The 16577-nt window shown below is 54.0% G+C and carries 16 protein-coding genes; 5 read left to right on the plus strand and 11 right to left on the minus strand.

Going from position 1 to position 16577, the window contains the following annotated elements; genetic code table 11:
- The first annotated feature begins 94 nt into the window (after positions 1-94).
- Genes G503_RS0103355 through G503_RS15920 form a run of 5 tightly spaced genes read left to right on the plus strand, consistent with a single transcriptional unit; the run spans position 95 to position 4165 of the window.
- A complete protein-coding gene (locus tag G503_RS0103355; protein ID WP_028026470.1) occupies positions 95-730 on the plus strand; it encodes an acetyltransferase in 636 nt (211 codons plus the stop codon).
- Positions 727-1758, plus strand: coding sequence for an N-acetylneuraminate synthase (gene neuB, locus G503_RS0103360; RefSeq protein ID WP_028026471.1), 1032 nt, complete (start codon positions 727-729; stop codon positions 1756-1758). The genes G503_RS0103355 and neuB overlap by 4 nt, the downstream gene beginning before the upstream one ends.
- Entirely contained in the window at positions 1746-2447 is a 702-nt protein-coding gene (locus G503_RS13445) for an acylneuraminate cytidylyltransferase family protein (protein ID WP_202805158.1), read from the plus strand. Before neuB ends, G503_RS13445 begins: the two co-directional genes overlap by 13 nt.
- 1 nt (position 2448) lies before the next feature.
- Positions 2449-3630 (plus strand): UDP-N-acetylglucosamine 2-epimerase, encoded by a 1182-nt coding sequence (gene neuC / locus G503_RS0103370; protein WP_035021612.1) that lies wholly within the window; start codon positions 2449-2451, stop codon positions 3628-3630.
- Positions 3617-4165: an LbetaH domain-containing protein gene (locus G503_RS15920; protein ID WP_156891899.1), complete on the plus strand. Its 549-nt coding sequence runs from the start codon at positions 3617-3619 to the stop codon at positions 4163-4165. The genes neuC and G503_RS15920 overlap by 14 nt, the downstream gene beginning before the upstream one ends.
- A gap of 59 nt (positions 4166-4224) precedes the next feature.
- Here G503_RS15920 and G503_RS0103375 read toward each other — a convergent pair whose 3' ends face one another.
- The 11 genes from G503_RS0103375 to G503_RS0103425 form a co-directional block, all read right to left on the minus strand.
- A complete protein-coding gene (locus tag G503_RS0103375) occupies positions 4225-5610 on the minus strand; it encodes a lipopolysaccharide biosynthesis protein (protein WP_169628138.1) in 1386 nt (461 codons plus the stop codon).
- A 116-nt stretch (positions 5611-5726) separates the two neighbouring features.
- Positions 5727-6908, minus strand: a complete 1182-nt coding sequence (locus G503_RS0103380; protein ID WP_028026474.1) for a hypothetical protein — start codon at positions 6906-6908, stop codon at positions 5727-5729.
- The gene (locus G503_RS13450; RefSeq protein ID WP_051190867.1) at positions 6908-7876 is read right to left on the minus strand and encodes an ATP-grasp fold amidoligase family protein; all 969 of its coding nucleotides are present in this window, start codon (positions 7874-7876) and stop codon (positions 6908-6910) included. The genes G503_RS0103380 and G503_RS13450 overlap by 1 nt, the downstream gene beginning before the upstream one ends.
- A gap of 172 nt (positions 7877-8048) precedes the next feature.
- Positions 8049-9260: an O-antigen ligase family protein gene (locus G503_RS0103390; RefSeq protein ID WP_028026475.1), complete on the minus strand. Its 1212-nt coding sequence runs from the start codon at positions 9258-9260 to the stop codon at positions 8049-8051.
- Entirely contained in the window at positions 9235-10383 is a 1149-nt protein-coding gene (locus tag G503_RS13455; protein ID WP_035021614.1) for a DegT/DnrJ/EryC1/StrS family aminotransferase, read from the minus strand. The genes G503_RS0103390 and G503_RS13455 overlap by 26 nt, the downstream gene beginning before the upstream one ends.
- Positions 10383-10952 (minus strand): acyltransferase, encoded by a 570-nt coding sequence (locus tag G503_RS0103400; RefSeq protein WP_028026476.1) that lies wholly within the window; start codon positions 10950-10952, stop codon positions 10383-10385. The genes G503_RS13455 and G503_RS0103400 overlap by 1 nt, the downstream gene beginning before the upstream one ends.
- On the minus strand, positions 10952-12028 hold the full coding sequence (locus tag G503_RS0103405) for a Gfo/Idh/MocA family protein (RefSeq protein ID WP_028026477.1): 1077 nt from the start codon (positions 12026-12028) through the stop codon (positions 10952-10954). The genes G503_RS0103400 and G503_RS0103405 overlap by 1 nt, the downstream gene beginning before the upstream one ends.
- A gap of 45 nt (positions 12029-12073) precedes the next feature.
- Entirely contained in the window at positions 12074-13390 is a 1317-nt protein-coding gene (locus G503_RS0103410; protein ID WP_028026478.1) for a nucleotide sugar dehydrogenase, read from the minus strand.
- On the minus strand, positions 13387-14655 hold the full coding sequence (locus G503_RS0103415) for a glycosyltransferase family 4 protein (protein WP_028026479.1): 1269 nt from the start codon (positions 14653-14655) through the stop codon (positions 13387-13389). Before G503_RS0103415 ends, G503_RS0103410 begins: the two co-directional genes overlap by 4 nt.
- 1 nt (position 14656) lies before the next feature.
- Positions 14657-15352, minus strand: coding sequence for a sugar transferase (locus G503_RS0103420; protein WP_028026480.1), 696 nt, complete (start codon positions 15350-15352; stop codon positions 14657-14659).
- Positions 15349-16563, minus strand: a complete 1215-nt coding sequence (locus G503_RS0103425) for a DegT/DnrJ/EryC1/StrS family aminotransferase (protein WP_202805159.1) — start codon at positions 16561-16563, stop codon at positions 15349-15351. The genes G503_RS0103420 and G503_RS0103425 overlap by 4 nt, the downstream gene beginning before the upstream one ends.
- Positions 16564-16577: the final 14 nt, after the last annotated feature.

The raw sequence follows: 16577 nt of genomic DNA on the forward strand, positions 1-16577 counted from the left end.
GTAAGTCTTTTCGGATCGTCGATTGCCTGAAGAAAAAAGGCAACATATACTAACTATCGTCAAAAGAGACTAGTAGTATTGGAGCGATACCCGAGTGAAAAAAGAACTGATCATAATAGGGGCTGGCGGCTATGCGAAATCGGTACTCGATTCGTTTGATCCGCTGCAGTATGACCTTAAGGGTTTTCTAGATGAACGCCCCGACAAAGAGGAGCATTTTGGCTACCCAGTCCTCGCCCACAGCCTGGACGATATTCCCCATCCGGAGAACTTCAGCTTCTTCATCGCCATCGGAAGCGATCCAAAGCGAAAGATCTGGTTCGATAAGCTTAGCGAGATCGGGGCGGATTTCGCCTCCGTTTGGGATCCCTCAGCCATTGTCTCCCCTTTGGCGAAAGTTGGTAAAGGCTGTTTTATCGGAAAAATGGCTATCGTGAATGCGGGCGTCGAGATCGGCGACAATGTCGTTATCAACACAATGGCGCTTGTGGAGCACGGCAGCAGCGTGGAGAGCCATGCGAACATTTCCACGAAAGCCGTTCTTAATGGAGATGTGCTCATCGGTGAGGGCACCTTTGTCGGTTCTGGCTCTGTAGTTATTGGGCAGCTCAGCGTGGGAAGCTGGTCAATAGTCGGAGCCGGCGCAGTCGTCACCAAAGACGTCGAATCCGGGGTAACGGTTGCTGGCGTACCCGCACGTGTTGTTCGTCGAGAAGCGAGGTTCTGGTGAGTTCAACATACATCATTGCCGAGATAGGATGCAACCACAACGGTGATCCCAAGTTGGCGCGAAAAATGGTCACAACTGCGCAAGAGTGCGGAGTTGACGCGGTGAAGTTCCAAACTTTTTCCGCTGATGCCCTTATATCGCGTTACGCCCCTAAAGCAGAATACCAAATTGCCACTACGGGCGATTCGGATTCCCAGCTTGAAATGACAAAGGCCCTTGAATTGGGTCGCGAGGATTTGCTCGAGCTTGTTTCATTTGCGCGTTCTCTGGGCCTCGACGCATTCTCCACTGCCTTCGATTTAGGTTCTATGGATTTTTTGGCACAACAGGAACAAAAGACCTGGAAGATACCTTCGGGAGAGATCACCAACCTGCCATATTTACAACGATTAACTCAAATTCCGGTTGGGCGTGTGCTGCTATCCACAGGGATGGCTACGCTGGACGAAATCAGCACCGCCCTCAAGGTGCTGACATCAGGAGGGATCGAGCAAAGCAAGATCGTGCTTCTTCATTGCAATACTGAGTACCCAACACCAGACTGTGATGTGAATCTCCTTGCAATCAAGGCCCTGCAGGACAAGTATCCTGGACTTGAGATTGGCTTTTCCGATCATTCAGTAGGAGCCCTGGCTGCCGCAGCGGCGACCGCACTTGGTGCCTCGGTAATCGAGAAGCATTTTACGCTTGACAAGAACCTGCCCGGTCCAGACCACAAAGCATCTGCTACACCCGAAGAACTCACCGAGTTGTGTCAAAACGTCAGACGAATGGAGCTCATGAGGGGAAGCGCAGAGAAGAAAGTGACTCCTTCAGAAGCGAAAAATAAGATAGTCGCCAGAAAATCCATCGTTGCGTCCAGGCCGATTGCTCGAGGAGAGGCGTTCAGCGAAGACAATGTCACCTGCAAACGCCCGGGCAACGGCATCAGCCCTATGTGTTGGAATGAGCTCATGGGGGCAACCGCAATGCGCGATTTTGAAGAAGACGAGCTGATTGTCGCGGAGGGATTTTCGTGGCAAGAATAAATTGCGAGTGCATGGCCGTAATTCCCGCTCGTTCAGGATCCAAGGGACTGCCGGGAAAAAATGTCAAGGAACTGTGCGGAAAGCCTCTGCTGGCATGGACGATCGAGGCGGCGCTTGGGAGCGGCTGCTTTGACAAGGTTCTTGTCTCGACGGACTCCCCTGATTACGGAGCCATTGCAGAAGCATGGGGGGCAGAGGTTGTCTACCGCGACCAGCGACTAGCAACCTCTTCTGCAACCACTTTCATGGTATTGGAAGACTTGCTGCACAACAAAGTCTGCCCGTCGAAATTATTCACCCTTCTTCAACCCACATCACCTTTACGGACAGCTTCTCAGATTGCCGACGCCATGCGGTTAATCACATTGAACTTTGCGCAATACGACTTTGTGGCCAGCGTATCCTTGGCCGAACACGCATCTCACCTGGTCCATCCCCTTGCCGCTGATGGAAGTCTCGCACTCTTCGACATCGACTACTCGAACTATCGAAGGCAAGACAGCGCGGAATACTCTCCGAATGGCGCCATATTCATTGCGAAGCCCGATGAATATCTTGCCCAAGGCCATTTTTTTGGCGCGAGATCTCTGGCATACGTCATGGACAAAGAATCATCGGTCGACATTGACGATGACATCGATTTCGCCCTAGCCGAACTCTGCATGACTCGACGATTGATTGGACGATAAAGTGGATACGAGCACAAAAAGCAAGGTCGCATTTGCAACTGGCTCGAGGGCCGATTATGGAATTGTTCGGAGATACCTCAAGCTTCTCAACGACGACCCGGCGATAGATTTATCCATATTGGTCACCGGCGCTCTTCTTGAACAGGCCTACGGATATCAGGTTGATATAGTGAAAGAAGACGGGTTTTCCATTGGCATCGAAATTCCCCTCGGAATTGATTCGCTTTCCGAGGTCGGTGTCGCGCGCTCTATGGCTAGGGCCCTCGAGGGTTTCTCGGTTCACTTTGCTGACAATAAGTACGATCTGCTCATTATCCTGGGCGACCGGTACGAGATGCTATCAGTTGCGACCGCAGCGGCCATGCAGCGCATTCCCATACTGCACATCCACGGGGGCGAAGCGACGTTCGCAAATTACGACGAGTTCATCCGTCACGCCATTACCAAAATGAGCCTCTATCATTTCACCGCCACGGAAGAGTATCGCCGCAGAGTGATTCAGCTGGGGGAAGAGCCGAATCGCGTCTTTAACCTTGGAGCACTTGGTGCCGAAAATTGCCTTGTGACAGATTTCGGTAAGTCTCCCTCCTACCCTCTTCCACAGCGCGACTATTTTGTGGTTCTCTTTCATCCCGAAACCATGTCGACAGCAGACCCTCTTGCTCAGACCCAAGAACTACTCGGCGCTATCTCTGAACTCGAGGACTATGACTACGTCTTCATTGGCTCCAATGCGGACACGCACTCAGACGTAGTTCGCGCGGCCGTGCAGGACTTCGTTGCGTCGAACGAAAACGCCCACTATTGTGAGAATCTGAGGACCCGTGACTACCATCACTTGGTGCAGCACGCTCGAGCGCTTGTAGGAAATTCCTCCTCGGGTTTAATCGAAGCTCCCTCGCTGGGTGTGTGCACTATCAATATTGGGCACAGACAGGACGGTCGCGTGCGAGGAAAGAGCGTATTAGACGTGAAATGCCTCAAAGACGAGATCGCGATTGCCCTGAAGCGGGCGGGATCGATGCCGGCGCCCGATCCCCTGGATAACCCCTACTATCAACCGCAGACAGCCGAAAAGTACCATGAGAAAACTCGCGAAATCCTGAATCGAGTTGCAAACAACACCTCAATGACAAAGGTGTTTTGGGATATACCCATGGAGGGCTTCCTTGATAGCAAGTAAAGAAGATTACAAGTGGTACGTCGCGCAGGACATGAGAGCTCTTGGCGCCAAAACGCGTCATCCTCTCATCCAGGCTGGCAATTCCATGATTTGGCTCGTGGATCCAGTGGCTCGATACCAGCGGTTGCTTCGCCGTCTTGAATATTGGGAGAACTGCAAGAAATCCCGGGGATGGTTTCCTCTGAAAGTCCTACTTCGCTGGCGCTTTCAGAGGAAGAGCGTGCAGTTAGGGTTTTCCATTCCCCTGAATGTGTGCGGGCCAGGCTTGTGCATTCTTCACTATGGCAGCATTGTGGTGTCTCGTCATGCGCGCATCGGCGAGAACTGTACATTAAATAGCGCTGTTAATATTGGCGTAAGCCCAACTTCGCCTGGTGCGCCCCATATCGGCAACGATGTCTACATCGGACCTGGAGCTAAACTTTGGAACGACATCATCATAGCTGACGGAGTAACGATTGGCGCAAATGCCTGCGTTAGCAAAAGCGTCACCAAAGAGGGAGCGGTTGTTGTTGGAGCAAATAGAGTGCTTTAAGGGCGCCAGTCAACTTGCGTCACACACGTTCACGGTTTCCAAAAGCGCAATATGAGCCGCTATCTCCTGCCCTTGAGTGCAAGGATACTCAAGGGCAGGCACCCCATCGCAAAGACAAGCGCTGACATGAGCACATGGAGTCCGAGCGATTGTGCTATAAAGGCTAGGGCAAGTCCCGAAAAGCTCGTTGCCATTCCAGGCAAGATATCGAAGCATTGTACTGAAATCTTATACCCAAAAGACTTACGCGCCGAAGCCATCGTGGCGCCCTGCTCTATTAAGCAAGCACAAACCCAAGCAGCGGTAATCAATGTCAGGCCGCCGCCCATAAACACAACAGCACCGAAAAGCGCAAGAGACGACACAAGCTTGAGTATCGCAATAAGCAGAGGGTCTCTAGCATTGCCGGTTGCCATAATTCCCTGCCTCGTTATAAGTGTAAGGGAACGAGACAGGCTGGCAACACAATAGAGCTGAAATACGGGAACGCACGGAAGCCATTTATCGGTCAGAAGAAGCGATACGATATCCGAAGCAAATAGAATGCAGAAGGCCGTTGCCGGCGCAAGAAGAATCGAAGTGAAGCGAGCCGCTTGACGCGTTGACGCCATAAATTCATCCCGAGCCCGATGCCGCTTCTCAGCGAAGCCAGCAAGGAGCACCGGCGTGAGCGCACCTGTTAGCACCTCTGAAATAGCGAGTGGATATTTCTGACCCTGCGAGTAAAAGCCCAACTGCGCTGGGCTGAATACTTTACCAATTGCCATGGTGTAAAGACTGCTGGCACTATTATTGAGAAGGTCAGTGAGCATTACCTTGTAGCCAAAACGCGACAACTCACGTGCCGACTCCTGGCTAAACTCAAAATACGGCCGCCACCTCACTAATATTGCTGTAAATAGACACGTTGCCACAGCACCCAAGAGCTGTTGAACAACCAGACTCCAGAGCCCTAAACCGCAGTACGCAAGAATAAGTGCGACAACTCCTGCAAGTAGTTCAGCGGAGACAACTCCGACAAAAATTGGTTTCGTGTTAAGATCGCGAGTCGTCTTCGCGACTTGTATATTATTGAACGAAAGCGGAAAAAACTGCAGCGCGAGTACTATAAGAGGCAACACCAAATCAGGCTGCATATAAAATGAGGCGATCGACGGGGAGAGTAATGATAGGACAACAAACGCTACCAGAGAAAAAGCCCCACTTAACCAAAAAGCCGTCGAGTAATCAATCCTTCGGGCATTCGGCATCCGCAAAAGAGAGGCACCGAGTCCTCCCAGAATCAAAATATCGCTCAGTGAAACAAATACGAGCAAGATGGCGAGAAGGCCAAATTCTTCAGGCGCTAAAATGCGAGCCAGAACAATCTGAATCAAAAGGCGCAGCCCCTTAGCGCCACCTCTTTCAAGAAGCTTCCAGAAGAGGGCTTTTTTCATAGAACCCATCTTGCCTTTAAGTCTCCAATCTTTACCTAACTTGATCCAAAGCCCAGGCATGGGAAGATTGAGCCCTCGCATGCCCGCACACACTTACCCCGTCCCTGACGAGTACCCTACGGTACTCAGTCGACACGCGCGACGATCTCGCTCAGAAGGTCGCATTCGCACTTGTTGGCCATGATATAACCGCTCTCTCTCGCTTGAGAAAACGAGCATGGATCACTCAAGTCGTCTATTACGACCTTTTTTTTATTGATATATCCCTGGAAGAGGACAGTCGAGCTCTTTGCAATGAGCATCTCGCTCCCCATGATGGACTGCTCAATGGGGACATTATCAAAGTCCTCGATCATTTCCCCGTCAAACACCAAATTGAGATTATCCATATTGGTGTAGATGGGATGAGGACGAACACGATATGAAACCCCTAGATGATCAAGCGCCTTCTTTATCTCAATCATCTGCTCTCGTGTCTGATTCTGAAAGTAATACGTTGCGCCAACCATGTTAGAGTTATCGCCGCGATACAACAATCCCTCGGGAATATCGACTTTGAACTGTGCGGATTCCGCCCTCATTCTCAGGCACAAGTTTTTATAGTATTCATCCCAAACGACGCACTCATCAAAGCTAAAGAAGGTGCGCGCCAAACCGTAGAGTATCTCTCCGTGCATGATATTGATATGCCGCACCGATCGCATGCGACAATAGTACGTAAGAATCGAAGATGTGTAGGAATCTTCGCTTGTAGCAATAATCGCTTTCGCGCCTGATTTGTCGATAATGTCGCAATATGCCATGAGCTTCATTGCACATTTTAAAACAAACAAGAAACTCAACGGATATCTAGCCCAGATGCCTCTTATTAATTGTCGCTCGCGCTTTGTCATCGACATGCCGTACTGCAAATCAGCGTCAATTCCATCGTACTTGTCTCTCAGCGAGTTCGGCAGTCTATCAAGTATATGGGGCTGTCCGAGAAACACCGCAGAAGCACTCTCCGAGGCGCCACTCATCTCCGAACCATCGTCCATACGCTTGAACGCGACAAAGTACACCAGAGGAACAAGTGCTGCCAAATTTGCCACCGAGCACAATGCTCGATACGTCACAGATGCGTATCTCTTTTTCTGGCATACATACTGAAAGTACGAGCGTTCGATCGCATCTCTCGGCTCTGGAAAACTCTCGATAATCTTTCTCTGAGCTTCGGGCGAGTGAGCTTCCCGTCTATCCTCACCAAGCAATAAGCGCATAGACAGACTCTTCAAACGAAGAAGGCCGACAAAAAGAGGGTTGGCCATTAGTCCACCAGCTCTTCGCGCTTTCTCGTTACCCCAAAATGACCCGGGATCTCGAGCCACGATCCAAGCTCAACATCGAATGAGGCAGGATCAACGATGCAGTTTCCCCCCATGGGAATCCAGGTCAACTCACCGAACACGATCTTGCCCGACAGATCATACAAGTCAACCCTTACGAAGGGAAAATCCGCTGATAGCTTCCGAGCAATATCTACCATCTCCTCAAAAACAGCCGGCTTGGCCATCTTGATGGACGCATCACGAGGACGACCGAAATCAACCTCCAGAAGGTTCCAATCCATGTCGTATACGTTTCGCTTGATATCCGTGCCATGAGTTCCATCGATCTTGGTGGTTTCGAAATCGCACACGAATAGCTTCGGCTCACCATTGAAGCAATAAATTCTCACATCAGGCGGAATGGAGCCATCCTCAAGGGATAAGAATTTCTCACAACAGATTTTAGGATTTCCGTTGTACACATACCCCTCTTCGAATGAGTCGACGGCATTAGCGGAAGCCCGTTGCCATTGGGCGAGACGTCTAACGGCATCTTCCCTATCGAGCTTTGCTTTGTCGGGGCAAATGATATTAAAGCCGCTGCTTTGCGTAACTTTAAGCACAAACGCATCGGGGAGCTCATCGAAATCGATATCCTCAGGACTGTCGTAAACGCCGTAAAGTTCATTCAATATTTCTTCGCCGCGTGCTTCACCCAGCTTTTCAAGAATATATCCGCGCACGTCAACCTTATCGTAGCAACGTTGCATCAAGGGAGCAAACAGCTCCCCATTGATCGACTTTAAGCAATATATCTTCTCGGAGAACGCTTGAGGATTTCTAAGATCGAGCCGTCGCCCAAATCGTATCCGATACAAAAGCTTTAAATACGCTCCTTCGGGCAGCACCTTGAAAGCACACCGCTTTCCAAATCTCAAAAATTCTTTCAAAGCGCCATCTGAACTCATGCCTTGTTCCTCCGATTCAATTTGTCCACTCAAGTTTCAACTAGATATCCGTAAGAAAAACCCATCCGATGACACAGCTGTCACATGGAAACAAGGTAATCTGCCACCGCTATTGCAGCCGTGACGCGCCTTGCGTCGCAAGTCAGCTTTAATCAGCCAGTCAATAATGCTTTCATACCATACCCCGACCAAGCATCCTCAATCCATTGCTTTTGTCCCAAATATCCCAATCGCGGGAAAGTGCACCGCGATACCGCTCTCCACACAAAACCGGTATCACCATGCACATAAACAATAGGTCGTAGGGACCGAAAAAAGCAATTCCATCGAATAGCATTCTGATTACTGCGACTCCGATAATTCCGACAACAAACAATTCCCCTCGCCTCACGAGCTGCCGCAGAAAAATGATGAAGCAGGACGTGATGACAACGAAACCGATTGCGCCAAAATGAGCATGAAGCATCAAGAATGAATTATGGAGATTGCCTTGTTGGAATGCGATCCGCAAACTCATATCAGCCATTGTTGGCGCCCCAAGCAGCAAATTTCCAAAGGATGCCGACACGAGTCCGAAATACTCGCTCCACATCTTTGTTCTTCCGCTTTCAAGCCCTTCTCGCTGAAACCGCTCCAAAAGCGAATCAATGAGACCGGAGAATAACTCTACCGCAAAAATAGCTATCAGGACACAAATCAGTGCAACGATGAGAAACTTCAAGAATGCCGGGCGATCCTCCAAGACAAGGTATGCAACGAACACGAAAACCAATAGCACAATGCTAACAGCAACTCCCGCACGACCGACGCTATACAAACATACAGGCACAGCAAGTATGGCGGGAAGGAGATTGATTTTGCGAAGCTGCCTCCAGCGGTAATAATATACGAGTACGGCCAGAAGAATCACATTACTGGAAATACCGTTTCGAGAACCGCTTTCGAATATCTCGGCACTGTCAACCCCGATTGCGATCTGGACAAGCAAAAAGGCAACGACCGTATAGAATGCAATGGCAAAAACCCTGTGATCCACTGATTGCGACAACATGATGGCCACAGGTCCAGAGTAAGCCCAAACCCATAAGAAGTCCTCAAGGGAAGTGTTCTGGTTGTACAGCATCGACGCGAGCATCAGGAGCGAAACACATGATGCAAATCCGAAAATGACCCCAAAAAGAGGGCTCGAGCTCTCCTTCCTGCAGGCATACAAAAGACAGATTGCACCTATTACTGCCACGAGCGCATTTCCCATTAGATCGTTTACGAAAAAAACTTTAACGAAGAACTGCGCCAAAACGAAAAGGCAGACGAGAGCTGCTCCGAAACCGCCAGCTATCGTTGCATTCTCTTCTCTGTTAAGCATCGAAACCCAAACCGTCACAAGCGAGAAGCTCCGAGCATGCGAAACCAACATCCTCCGCGCCCACATACGGCCCCATGGGCAGACTCAGCACGGTGGCGCACAAACGCTCAGTGACCGGGCAGCCGCCGGGAGCAACAACGCAGGCACCCTCGAAGGCCCCCTGCTCGTGCATGGGCTTGGGGTAGTACACCATCGTGGGCACGCCCTGTTCCTTGAGTCGCGCCTGAAGGTCGTCACGATCGATGCCCTCGGGCAGCCGCACGGTGTACTGCGCCCAAGAACTCGTGTACCCATCGGGCACCTGGGGCAAAGCAAGGCCCGAATCCGCCAGCACATCATCGTAGAGACGCGCGATCTTGTTCGCCTTCGCAACTTCCTCGTTCGCAAAGGTATCCAGCTTGGCTAACAGCACGGCGGCCTGAATAGTGTCCAGACGGCTGTTCATGCCGACACGCACGTTGTCGTACTTAAAGGATCCCTTTCCGTGAACGGCGTAGCTGCGGATGAGCGCAGCCCATTCGTCGTCATCGGTGAACACCGCTCCCCCATCGCCATAGCAGCCGAGCGGTTTGGCGGGGAAAAAGCTCGTCGTGGAGATATCACCGAACGAGCAGGCCATGGCTTCGCCGATAGCACCGCCGAAACCCTGAGCACCATCTTCCAGCAGCTTCAGACCGTATTTCTCGCACAAGGGCTTGAGCGCCGGGTAGTCGGCGGGCAAGCCAAACAGATCCACCGACACCACAACTGAGGGCACAAGCTTGCCCTCGTCGCGCACGGCCACCACAGCCTCCTCCAACTTTGTCACGTCCACATTGAACGTAGACTCATCGACGTCGACGAACACCGGGGTCGCTCCCATCGCCGACACCACCTCACCGCTGGAGAAGAAGGTGAAGTCGGGCACGAATACCGCGTCCCCCGGACCCACGCCCCAGGCCATCAGCGCAAGCTGCAGGGCATCAGTGCCGTTGGCGCAAGTAATGCAGTGCCTGACGCCCACGTAGGCGGCAAGGCGCTCCTCCAGCTCGCGCACCTGGGGGCCGGAAATGTAGTGTCCCTCCTCGACGGCATCGAAAATCGCCCGGTCAATCTGAGGCTTCAACGCCAGATATTGAGCTTTCAGATCTCGGAACTGCATTATCGTTCCACCTCTTCCAGGCCCTTATCGGTCTCGCGGTAAGCTCGGCCGCAATCTTCGCAAGCGAGCTCTGCACCGAGCAGAGTGCCGCACTCGCACACCCAGCCCTTACGCTTGGCGGGCACGCCCAGCATAAGTGCATGGGCCGGCACATCGGACACCACAACGGCGCCCGCGCCGATGAGGGACCACGCGCCCACCTCGTGGCCGCAGACGATGGTGGCATTCGCCCCGATGGAGGCCCCCTCTCCCACTGGCGTGGCCTTGTAGCCGACGTTGCCCTTGGGATACTTCGCACGCGGCGTCAAATCGTTCGTGAACACGCAGGAGGGGCCGCAGAACACGTAATCGGCCAGCGTCACGCCCTCGTAGACAGACACATTGTTCTGAATCTTCACGCCGTTGCCGATTTTCACATTGGAGCCCACGTTGACATTCTGGCCCAAGCTGCAATGGCAGCCGATCTCGGCACCGGACTGCACATGGCAGAAATGCCAGATCTTGGTGCCATCGCCGATAACGGCGCCCTCGTCGATGTAAGAGCTCTCGTGAACGAACACGCCTTCCATTAGAACTCCCCCGCCATATCAGTGCTGGCGAAATTGCCCAGCGGCAGTGCCACCGGCTCGCCCGTCTTCTGGCTCTTGTAAATGGCGAGAACCATCTCAAGCGCGTTGCGGCCGGCCACGGCATCCACATAGGGTGCCCGATCATTCTGAATGGCATCGACCACATCGGCGTAGAGCAAGGTGTGTCCGTTGCCGTACACGTTGGAGGTCTGCTCCTCCAGGCCCTTGTTCGCCGCATCGGCCTCGGTCTCGTCGGCGAAGTCCCATACATCGATGTTGTTGGTGGACGTGCCGCCGATCTTCACTGTGCCGTTCTCGCCGAAGATGTACAGAGTCTCCTCCAAGTTCTTCGGGTACACGTTGCTGGTGCCCTCGATGGTGCCCACAGCGCCGTTGGCGAACTTGACCACGGCGACACCCACATCCTCGGCCTCCAGATAGTCGTGGAAGCGCTGACGGGTCGTGCCGTACACCTCGACCACGTCATCGCCCATCATCCAACGCAAAAGGTCGATACCGTGGATACACTGGTTCATCAGCGTGCCGCCATCCTGCTCCCACGTACCGCGCCAGGGAGCCTGGTTGTAATAGCCCTTGCCGCGGTTCCAGCGCACATGAATGCTGCCATGGGAGAGCTTTCCGAAGCGGTTGGCCTCGACAGCTTCCCGCAGCTGTTGGATGGCCACGTTGAAACGGTTCTGGTGACAGGCGGAGACTTTCACGCCTTTCTCATCGGCACGACGAATGATCTCGTCGGCATCGGCGATGGACATGGCCATGGGCTTCTCGATGATGAGATTCTTTTCCACATCGATGCAATCAAGGGCGATCTCGGCATGCTTGCCGCTCTCGGTGGCAATAGCCACCAGCTCGATCTCGGGATGATCGGCGAGCATCTGCCGATAATCGGCATAGCGCTCGGTATTGGAGAAATCGCCACAATCGGCCTTCTCCAGCATGATGTCAAACTTCGATTCGTCCACATCGCACAGCGCAACCAGATCGAGGTTGTTGTTCGCAACCGCCTTCACATGGTTCACCGCAATACGACCGCATCCGATAATGGCGCACTTCATTGCTACATCCTCACCTTACTTGCCAGAGCCGTCGCCGTCGCTGGACTACAGCACCTCGATATTGTCACGTACTTCAACGCCCTTCATGGCGTTCTTCGTGTCGAAGATGGCCTTGGCGTGCTGTTGCACGAAATCGTAATCCACGTTCGTGTGAGCGCAAGTCACCATCACCAGATCGGCATCGGACAGCGCTTCTTCAGTCAGCGCAGGAATGGACTGCTTAGTATCGCCCTTGTAGCGGTACTCGGCCACCCACGGGTCGTAGAAGCTCACGTTCGCGCAGCGCTTCTCCAGGCACTCGATTACGCGCAGGGCCGGGCTCTCACGATAGTCGTCGATGTCCTGCTTGTAGGCCACGCCCAGCACCAGTACATCAGCGCCCTTCAGCGACTTCTCGCTCTCGTTCAGAACACGGGCGGCACGGTCGACGCAGTACTCGGGCATCTGGTCGTTCACCATCATGGAGGACTCGATCATCGAGGTATGAAACCCGTACTCGCGCGCCTTCCAGGAAAGGTAGTAGGGGTCGAGCGGAATGCAGTGACCACCCAGGCCCGGACCCGGGTAGAACGCCGTGAAACCGTAGGGCTTCGTCTTGGCCGCGTCGATGACCTCCCACACGTTGATACCCATGCGATCGCACAGCATGGCCATCTCATTCACCAGGCCGATGTTCACGTTGCGATAGGTGTTCTCCAGGATCTTCTCCATCTCGGCCACCGCCGGGCTGGATACCTTGGTCACACCGCCCTCGAGTACCGACTCGTACAGAGCCGCGATACAATCCAGCGCATCGTCGCCAATAGCGCCGACCACCTTGGGGGTGTTCTTGGTCTTGTAGATGAGGTTGCCCGGATCAACGCGCTCGGGACTGAAGCCCAGGTAGAACTGCTCACCGCAGGTCATGCCCGATCCCTCTTCCAGAATGGGTCGGATGAGCTCCTCGGTCGTGCCAGGATAGGTGGTGGACTCCAGCACCACCATCACACCCTCTTTAAGGTAGGGCGCAATGGCCTTAGCGGAAGACTCCATGTAAGAGGTATCGGGCTGCTGGTGCACGTCAAGGGGCGTGGGCACGCAGATAGCCACGAAGTCGCATTCGCCGATGCGAGAGAAATCGGTGGTGGCCTCGATCATGCCATCGTTCACGAGCTGCTGCAGATCCTCGTTCACCACGTCGCCGATGTAGTTCTCGCCGCGATTGACCATGTCGACCTTCTCGGCCTGCACATCGATGCCCACCGTCTTGAAGCCGGCCTTGGCCTTCTCCACGGCAAGGGGCAGGCCCACGTAGCCGAGACCCACGGTGCCGCACACCAAATCGCGAGAGGCGATCTTGTCCAACAACTCCTGCTTGTTCACTGTTCCTCCTTGGTAATGTCCTCAATGATCTCAATGAGGTGGTTCGTATGGCTGACAAAAGAGTATAACTCGGCAGTGCTGCGAGAATTCTCTCCCCACCGTTTCAACGAATCCTCGTCAGACAGCATCTGCGCAATTCGCCGAGCGAAATCCTCGGGCCCCGAAAACGACTCCTCGATGCCGCAATCGTATCTGTTGATCACCGAAAAATCGGAGGGCAGATTGGAGAGCACCGGACGGCCGCTAGCAAGATAGTCGAACAACTTGTTTTGGCTCATCCCGTACTTTGCAATCTCGTCCTCAGGCAGCGAGTACATCAGAAGCAAGGTCGCCCCATGCAGAGCCGCGGGAATATCGCGTTTGTCGATCGCCCCCGGGAGAGAAACGTTTGTCAGTCCCTCTTCCGATACCTTTTTACGCAAAAAAGCCGCATCCTCGCCGTCTCCGTAGAAAATGAACTGGATCGGCTCGTCACGAAGGCAAGCGGCCGCATCAACGAGATATTCAACGTTGTTGATCTTCTGCATCGAGCCGGCGTACACAACAGTAGCTCCATCCGATGCTATCTCAGACGCACCAGCACCCCTTCTTGTAAGATTGGCATCAAAAGCCTCCAGATCAACACCGTTGTTAATATGATGGACCTTCGACAGATCGATCTTTCCGCCGTGGGCTACATCCCAACCGTGGTCTGCAATATAGCGCGAGCCACCTTCCATGGAAAAAACAATGGCATCTGCATCTTCGTAATTCTTGCGCTCAAGCACGTACATGGCTTTTGCAATGGCGCCACCACGCCCGATAACGCCATACACTTCTAGTGACAACGGCCACAGATCACACACCTCGCAAATGCTGGCTGCATGGTATTTCCTTGCCAGACGATTGGCCAACCACGGCGAAAGCGGATAGCCGTTCGAGCCCAGAATGACATCGGGCTTCCCATACATCTCCGCAAAGGTGTCGGCGTATTTGTTGAGGCGCTTGTGAAATTCAAAGATAGCGAGAATGCGTTTCTTCATGCTCTCGCCGTAATCCTTAATACGAATATAGACAAAAGGAAAGCCGTAAGAATCATCCACCTTAAAGGGAGCGTCATCCCCGATCATCTGGATGGCGTTTCCACGCTCACGGCTCGCCACAAACACCACAGGATTATAGCCCTGCTCTTTCAGATGTTTCGCGAACCAGAAGTGACGATTGTGGGGCCCATGCTCGGGCAGGCAGTTGTCCATCATGATCGTCCAGATCGTTTTCCCGGACACGCTATTCTCCTCGATTCGTTACGGCGCCTACCGTTGCGAGCATAATGCGCAGATCCCGCGGCAGGCTGAATTTCTTTACATCCTGCAAATTGTATTCCATTTTCAGGGGCAAAATCTCTTCCACATAAACTTTGTCCACGTCATCGGCCCCATTCAGCAGATCAGCTTCATCTTTGAACTGGATACTCGCCGTTGAAGTGACACCCGCGGGCAGAAGCAGCGTCGCCATCATTTCGGACGTGTAGCCCTCCACATAGCGGGGCACCTCCGGACGGGTGCCCACAAACGTCATGGTCCCCCGCAGAATGTCGATCAGCTGGCTGATCTCGTCGAGACGATAGTCGCGAATCTTGGCACCGACGCGCGTGACCCGAACGTCTCCGTCTGTCGTCACGGCACTGCCCATCTGATCGGCCCGATCGCACATCGTGCGAAACTTGAAGATGCGAAATCGCCTGCCGTATTGGGTAACGCGCTCCTGACGATAGAACACCGGACCGGGCGAATCTACCTTGATGGCAACGGCCAGCACAAGGAACACCGGGCTGAGCAGCACCAGCAAAAGCGCCGCCACCACGATATCGAAGCAACGCTTGCCCGCCAGCTGTGCCCGCTTGGCCGCCAGGGTCTCGTAGTAGGGCCTGACCGCCTCGCACCTCAGCTCGTCGGGCAGTGCATCCCAAGGAAGAAGCCTCACCGCGTCCCTCCGACTATGTCGGCGAATGTAGAGGCCACATAATGAGCCTGCTCGTCGGTCAAGCAGGTATGCAGCGGCAAGGTCACCTCATTGGCGAAACGAGCATAGGCGCGGGGATAGTCGGCGATATCGAACCCGAGGTCCTTGTAGGCCGTCAACAGCGGGAGCGGCTTATAGTGCACATTCGTGGCCACACCACGCTCGGCCATGGCCTCGATGATGGCATTGCGCTCGTCGGGCGACACGCCGGGCACGCGGCAAATGTACAGATGGCCCGACGATGCATAGCCCTCGCCCTGATGGGGAAGCGGCTCGACCCCCAGCGGCTTCAGATAGCTATCGTACAGAGCGATCAACTCGCGGCGACGCTCGAGCATCCCTTCGTAGCGCTTCAGCTGAACCAGGCCCAGAGCGGCCTGGATATCGGTCATGTTGCACTTGTACCACGGCCCCAACACGTCGTACTCCCAGGCCCCCAGCTTGGTCTTCGCCAGCGCGTCCTTCGACTGCCCGTGCAGCGAGAGCAGCTGCACCTTCTGGTACACCTCGTCATCGGGCACCTCGCTCGGAAGATTCCAGGTGAGGCAGCCCCCCTCCGCCGTGGTGAAGTTCTTCACCGCATGGAAGGAGAACGATGTGAAGTCGGCAACCGATCCGATCATCCGACCGTGGTAGGCAGAGCCCAGGGCATGGGCGGCATCCTCGCACACGGCCACGCGGCCCAGCGCCTCCTGAATGGCCGAGGCGGGATTGAACAGCGACCGCTTCTCTTCCAGCACCGCGAAGATGCGATCGTAGTCGCAGGGAACGCCGCCCAGATCGACGGGAATAACAGCCTTGGTTCGCGCGGTAATGGCGCGCCCCATGGCGTCATAGTCCATCTCAAATGAGTCGGGCGCGCAATCCACCATGACGGGTGTGGCGCCCACGTGGCAGATAACCGAAGCGCTGGCGGTGTAGGTATAGGCCGGCACGATCACCTCATCGCCCGGGCCCACCCCCAGCACGCGCAGGGCCATTTCCGCGCATGCCGTCTGGGAGTTCAGGCACACGCAGCGCGGAACCCCCAGATAAGCCGCCAGCTGGCGTTCCAGCTCCTTCACCCGCGGGCCGGTGGTAATCCAGCCCGAACGCAGGGCATCGGCCACCTCGGCGATCTCCTCCTCGGTAATGTCGGGAGGCGAAAACGGAATGTTCATCTTCTCAGCCATACCAGCTCTCCTGT

Source organism: Adlercreutzia mucosicola DSM 19490, assembly GCF_000422625.1.
Classification (GTDB): domain Bacteria; phylum Actinomycetota; class Coriobacteriia; order Coriobacteriales; family Eggerthellaceae; genus Adlercreutzia; species Adlercreutzia mucosicola.

Excerpts from the sequence above, each read along its gene's own strand:
- G503_RS0103380 (WP_028026474.1), bottom strand. The coding sequence starts at position 6,908 with ATGGCCAACCCTCTTTTTGTCGGCCTTCTTCGTTTGAAGAGTCTGTCT.
- G503_RS13450 (WP_051190867.1), bottom strand. The coding sequence starts at position 7,876 with ATGAGTTCAGATGGCGCTTTGAAAGAATTTTTGAGATTTGGAAAGCGG.
- G503_RS13455 (WP_035021614.1), bottom strand. The coding sequence starts at position 10,383 with ATGCAGTTCCGAGATCTGAAAGCTCAATATCTGGCGTTGAAGCCTCAG.
- G503_RS0103375 (WP_169628138.1), bottom strand. The coding sequence starts at position 5,610 with ATGGGTTCTATGAAAAAAGCCCTCTTCTGGAAGCTTCTTGAAAGAGGT.
- G503_RS0103405 (WP_028026477.1), bottom strand. The coding sequence starts at position 12,028 with ATGAAGTGCGCCATTATCGGATGCGGTCGTATTGCGGTGAACCATGTG.
- G503_RS0103425 (WP_202805159.1), bottom strand. The coding sequence starts at position 16,563 with ATGGCTGAGAAGATGAACATTCCGTTTTCGCCTCCCGACATTACCGAG.
- G503_RS0103400 (WP_028026476.1), bottom strand. The coding sequence starts at position 10,952 with ATGGAAGGCGTGTTCGTTCACGAGAGCTCTTACATCGACGAGGGCGCC.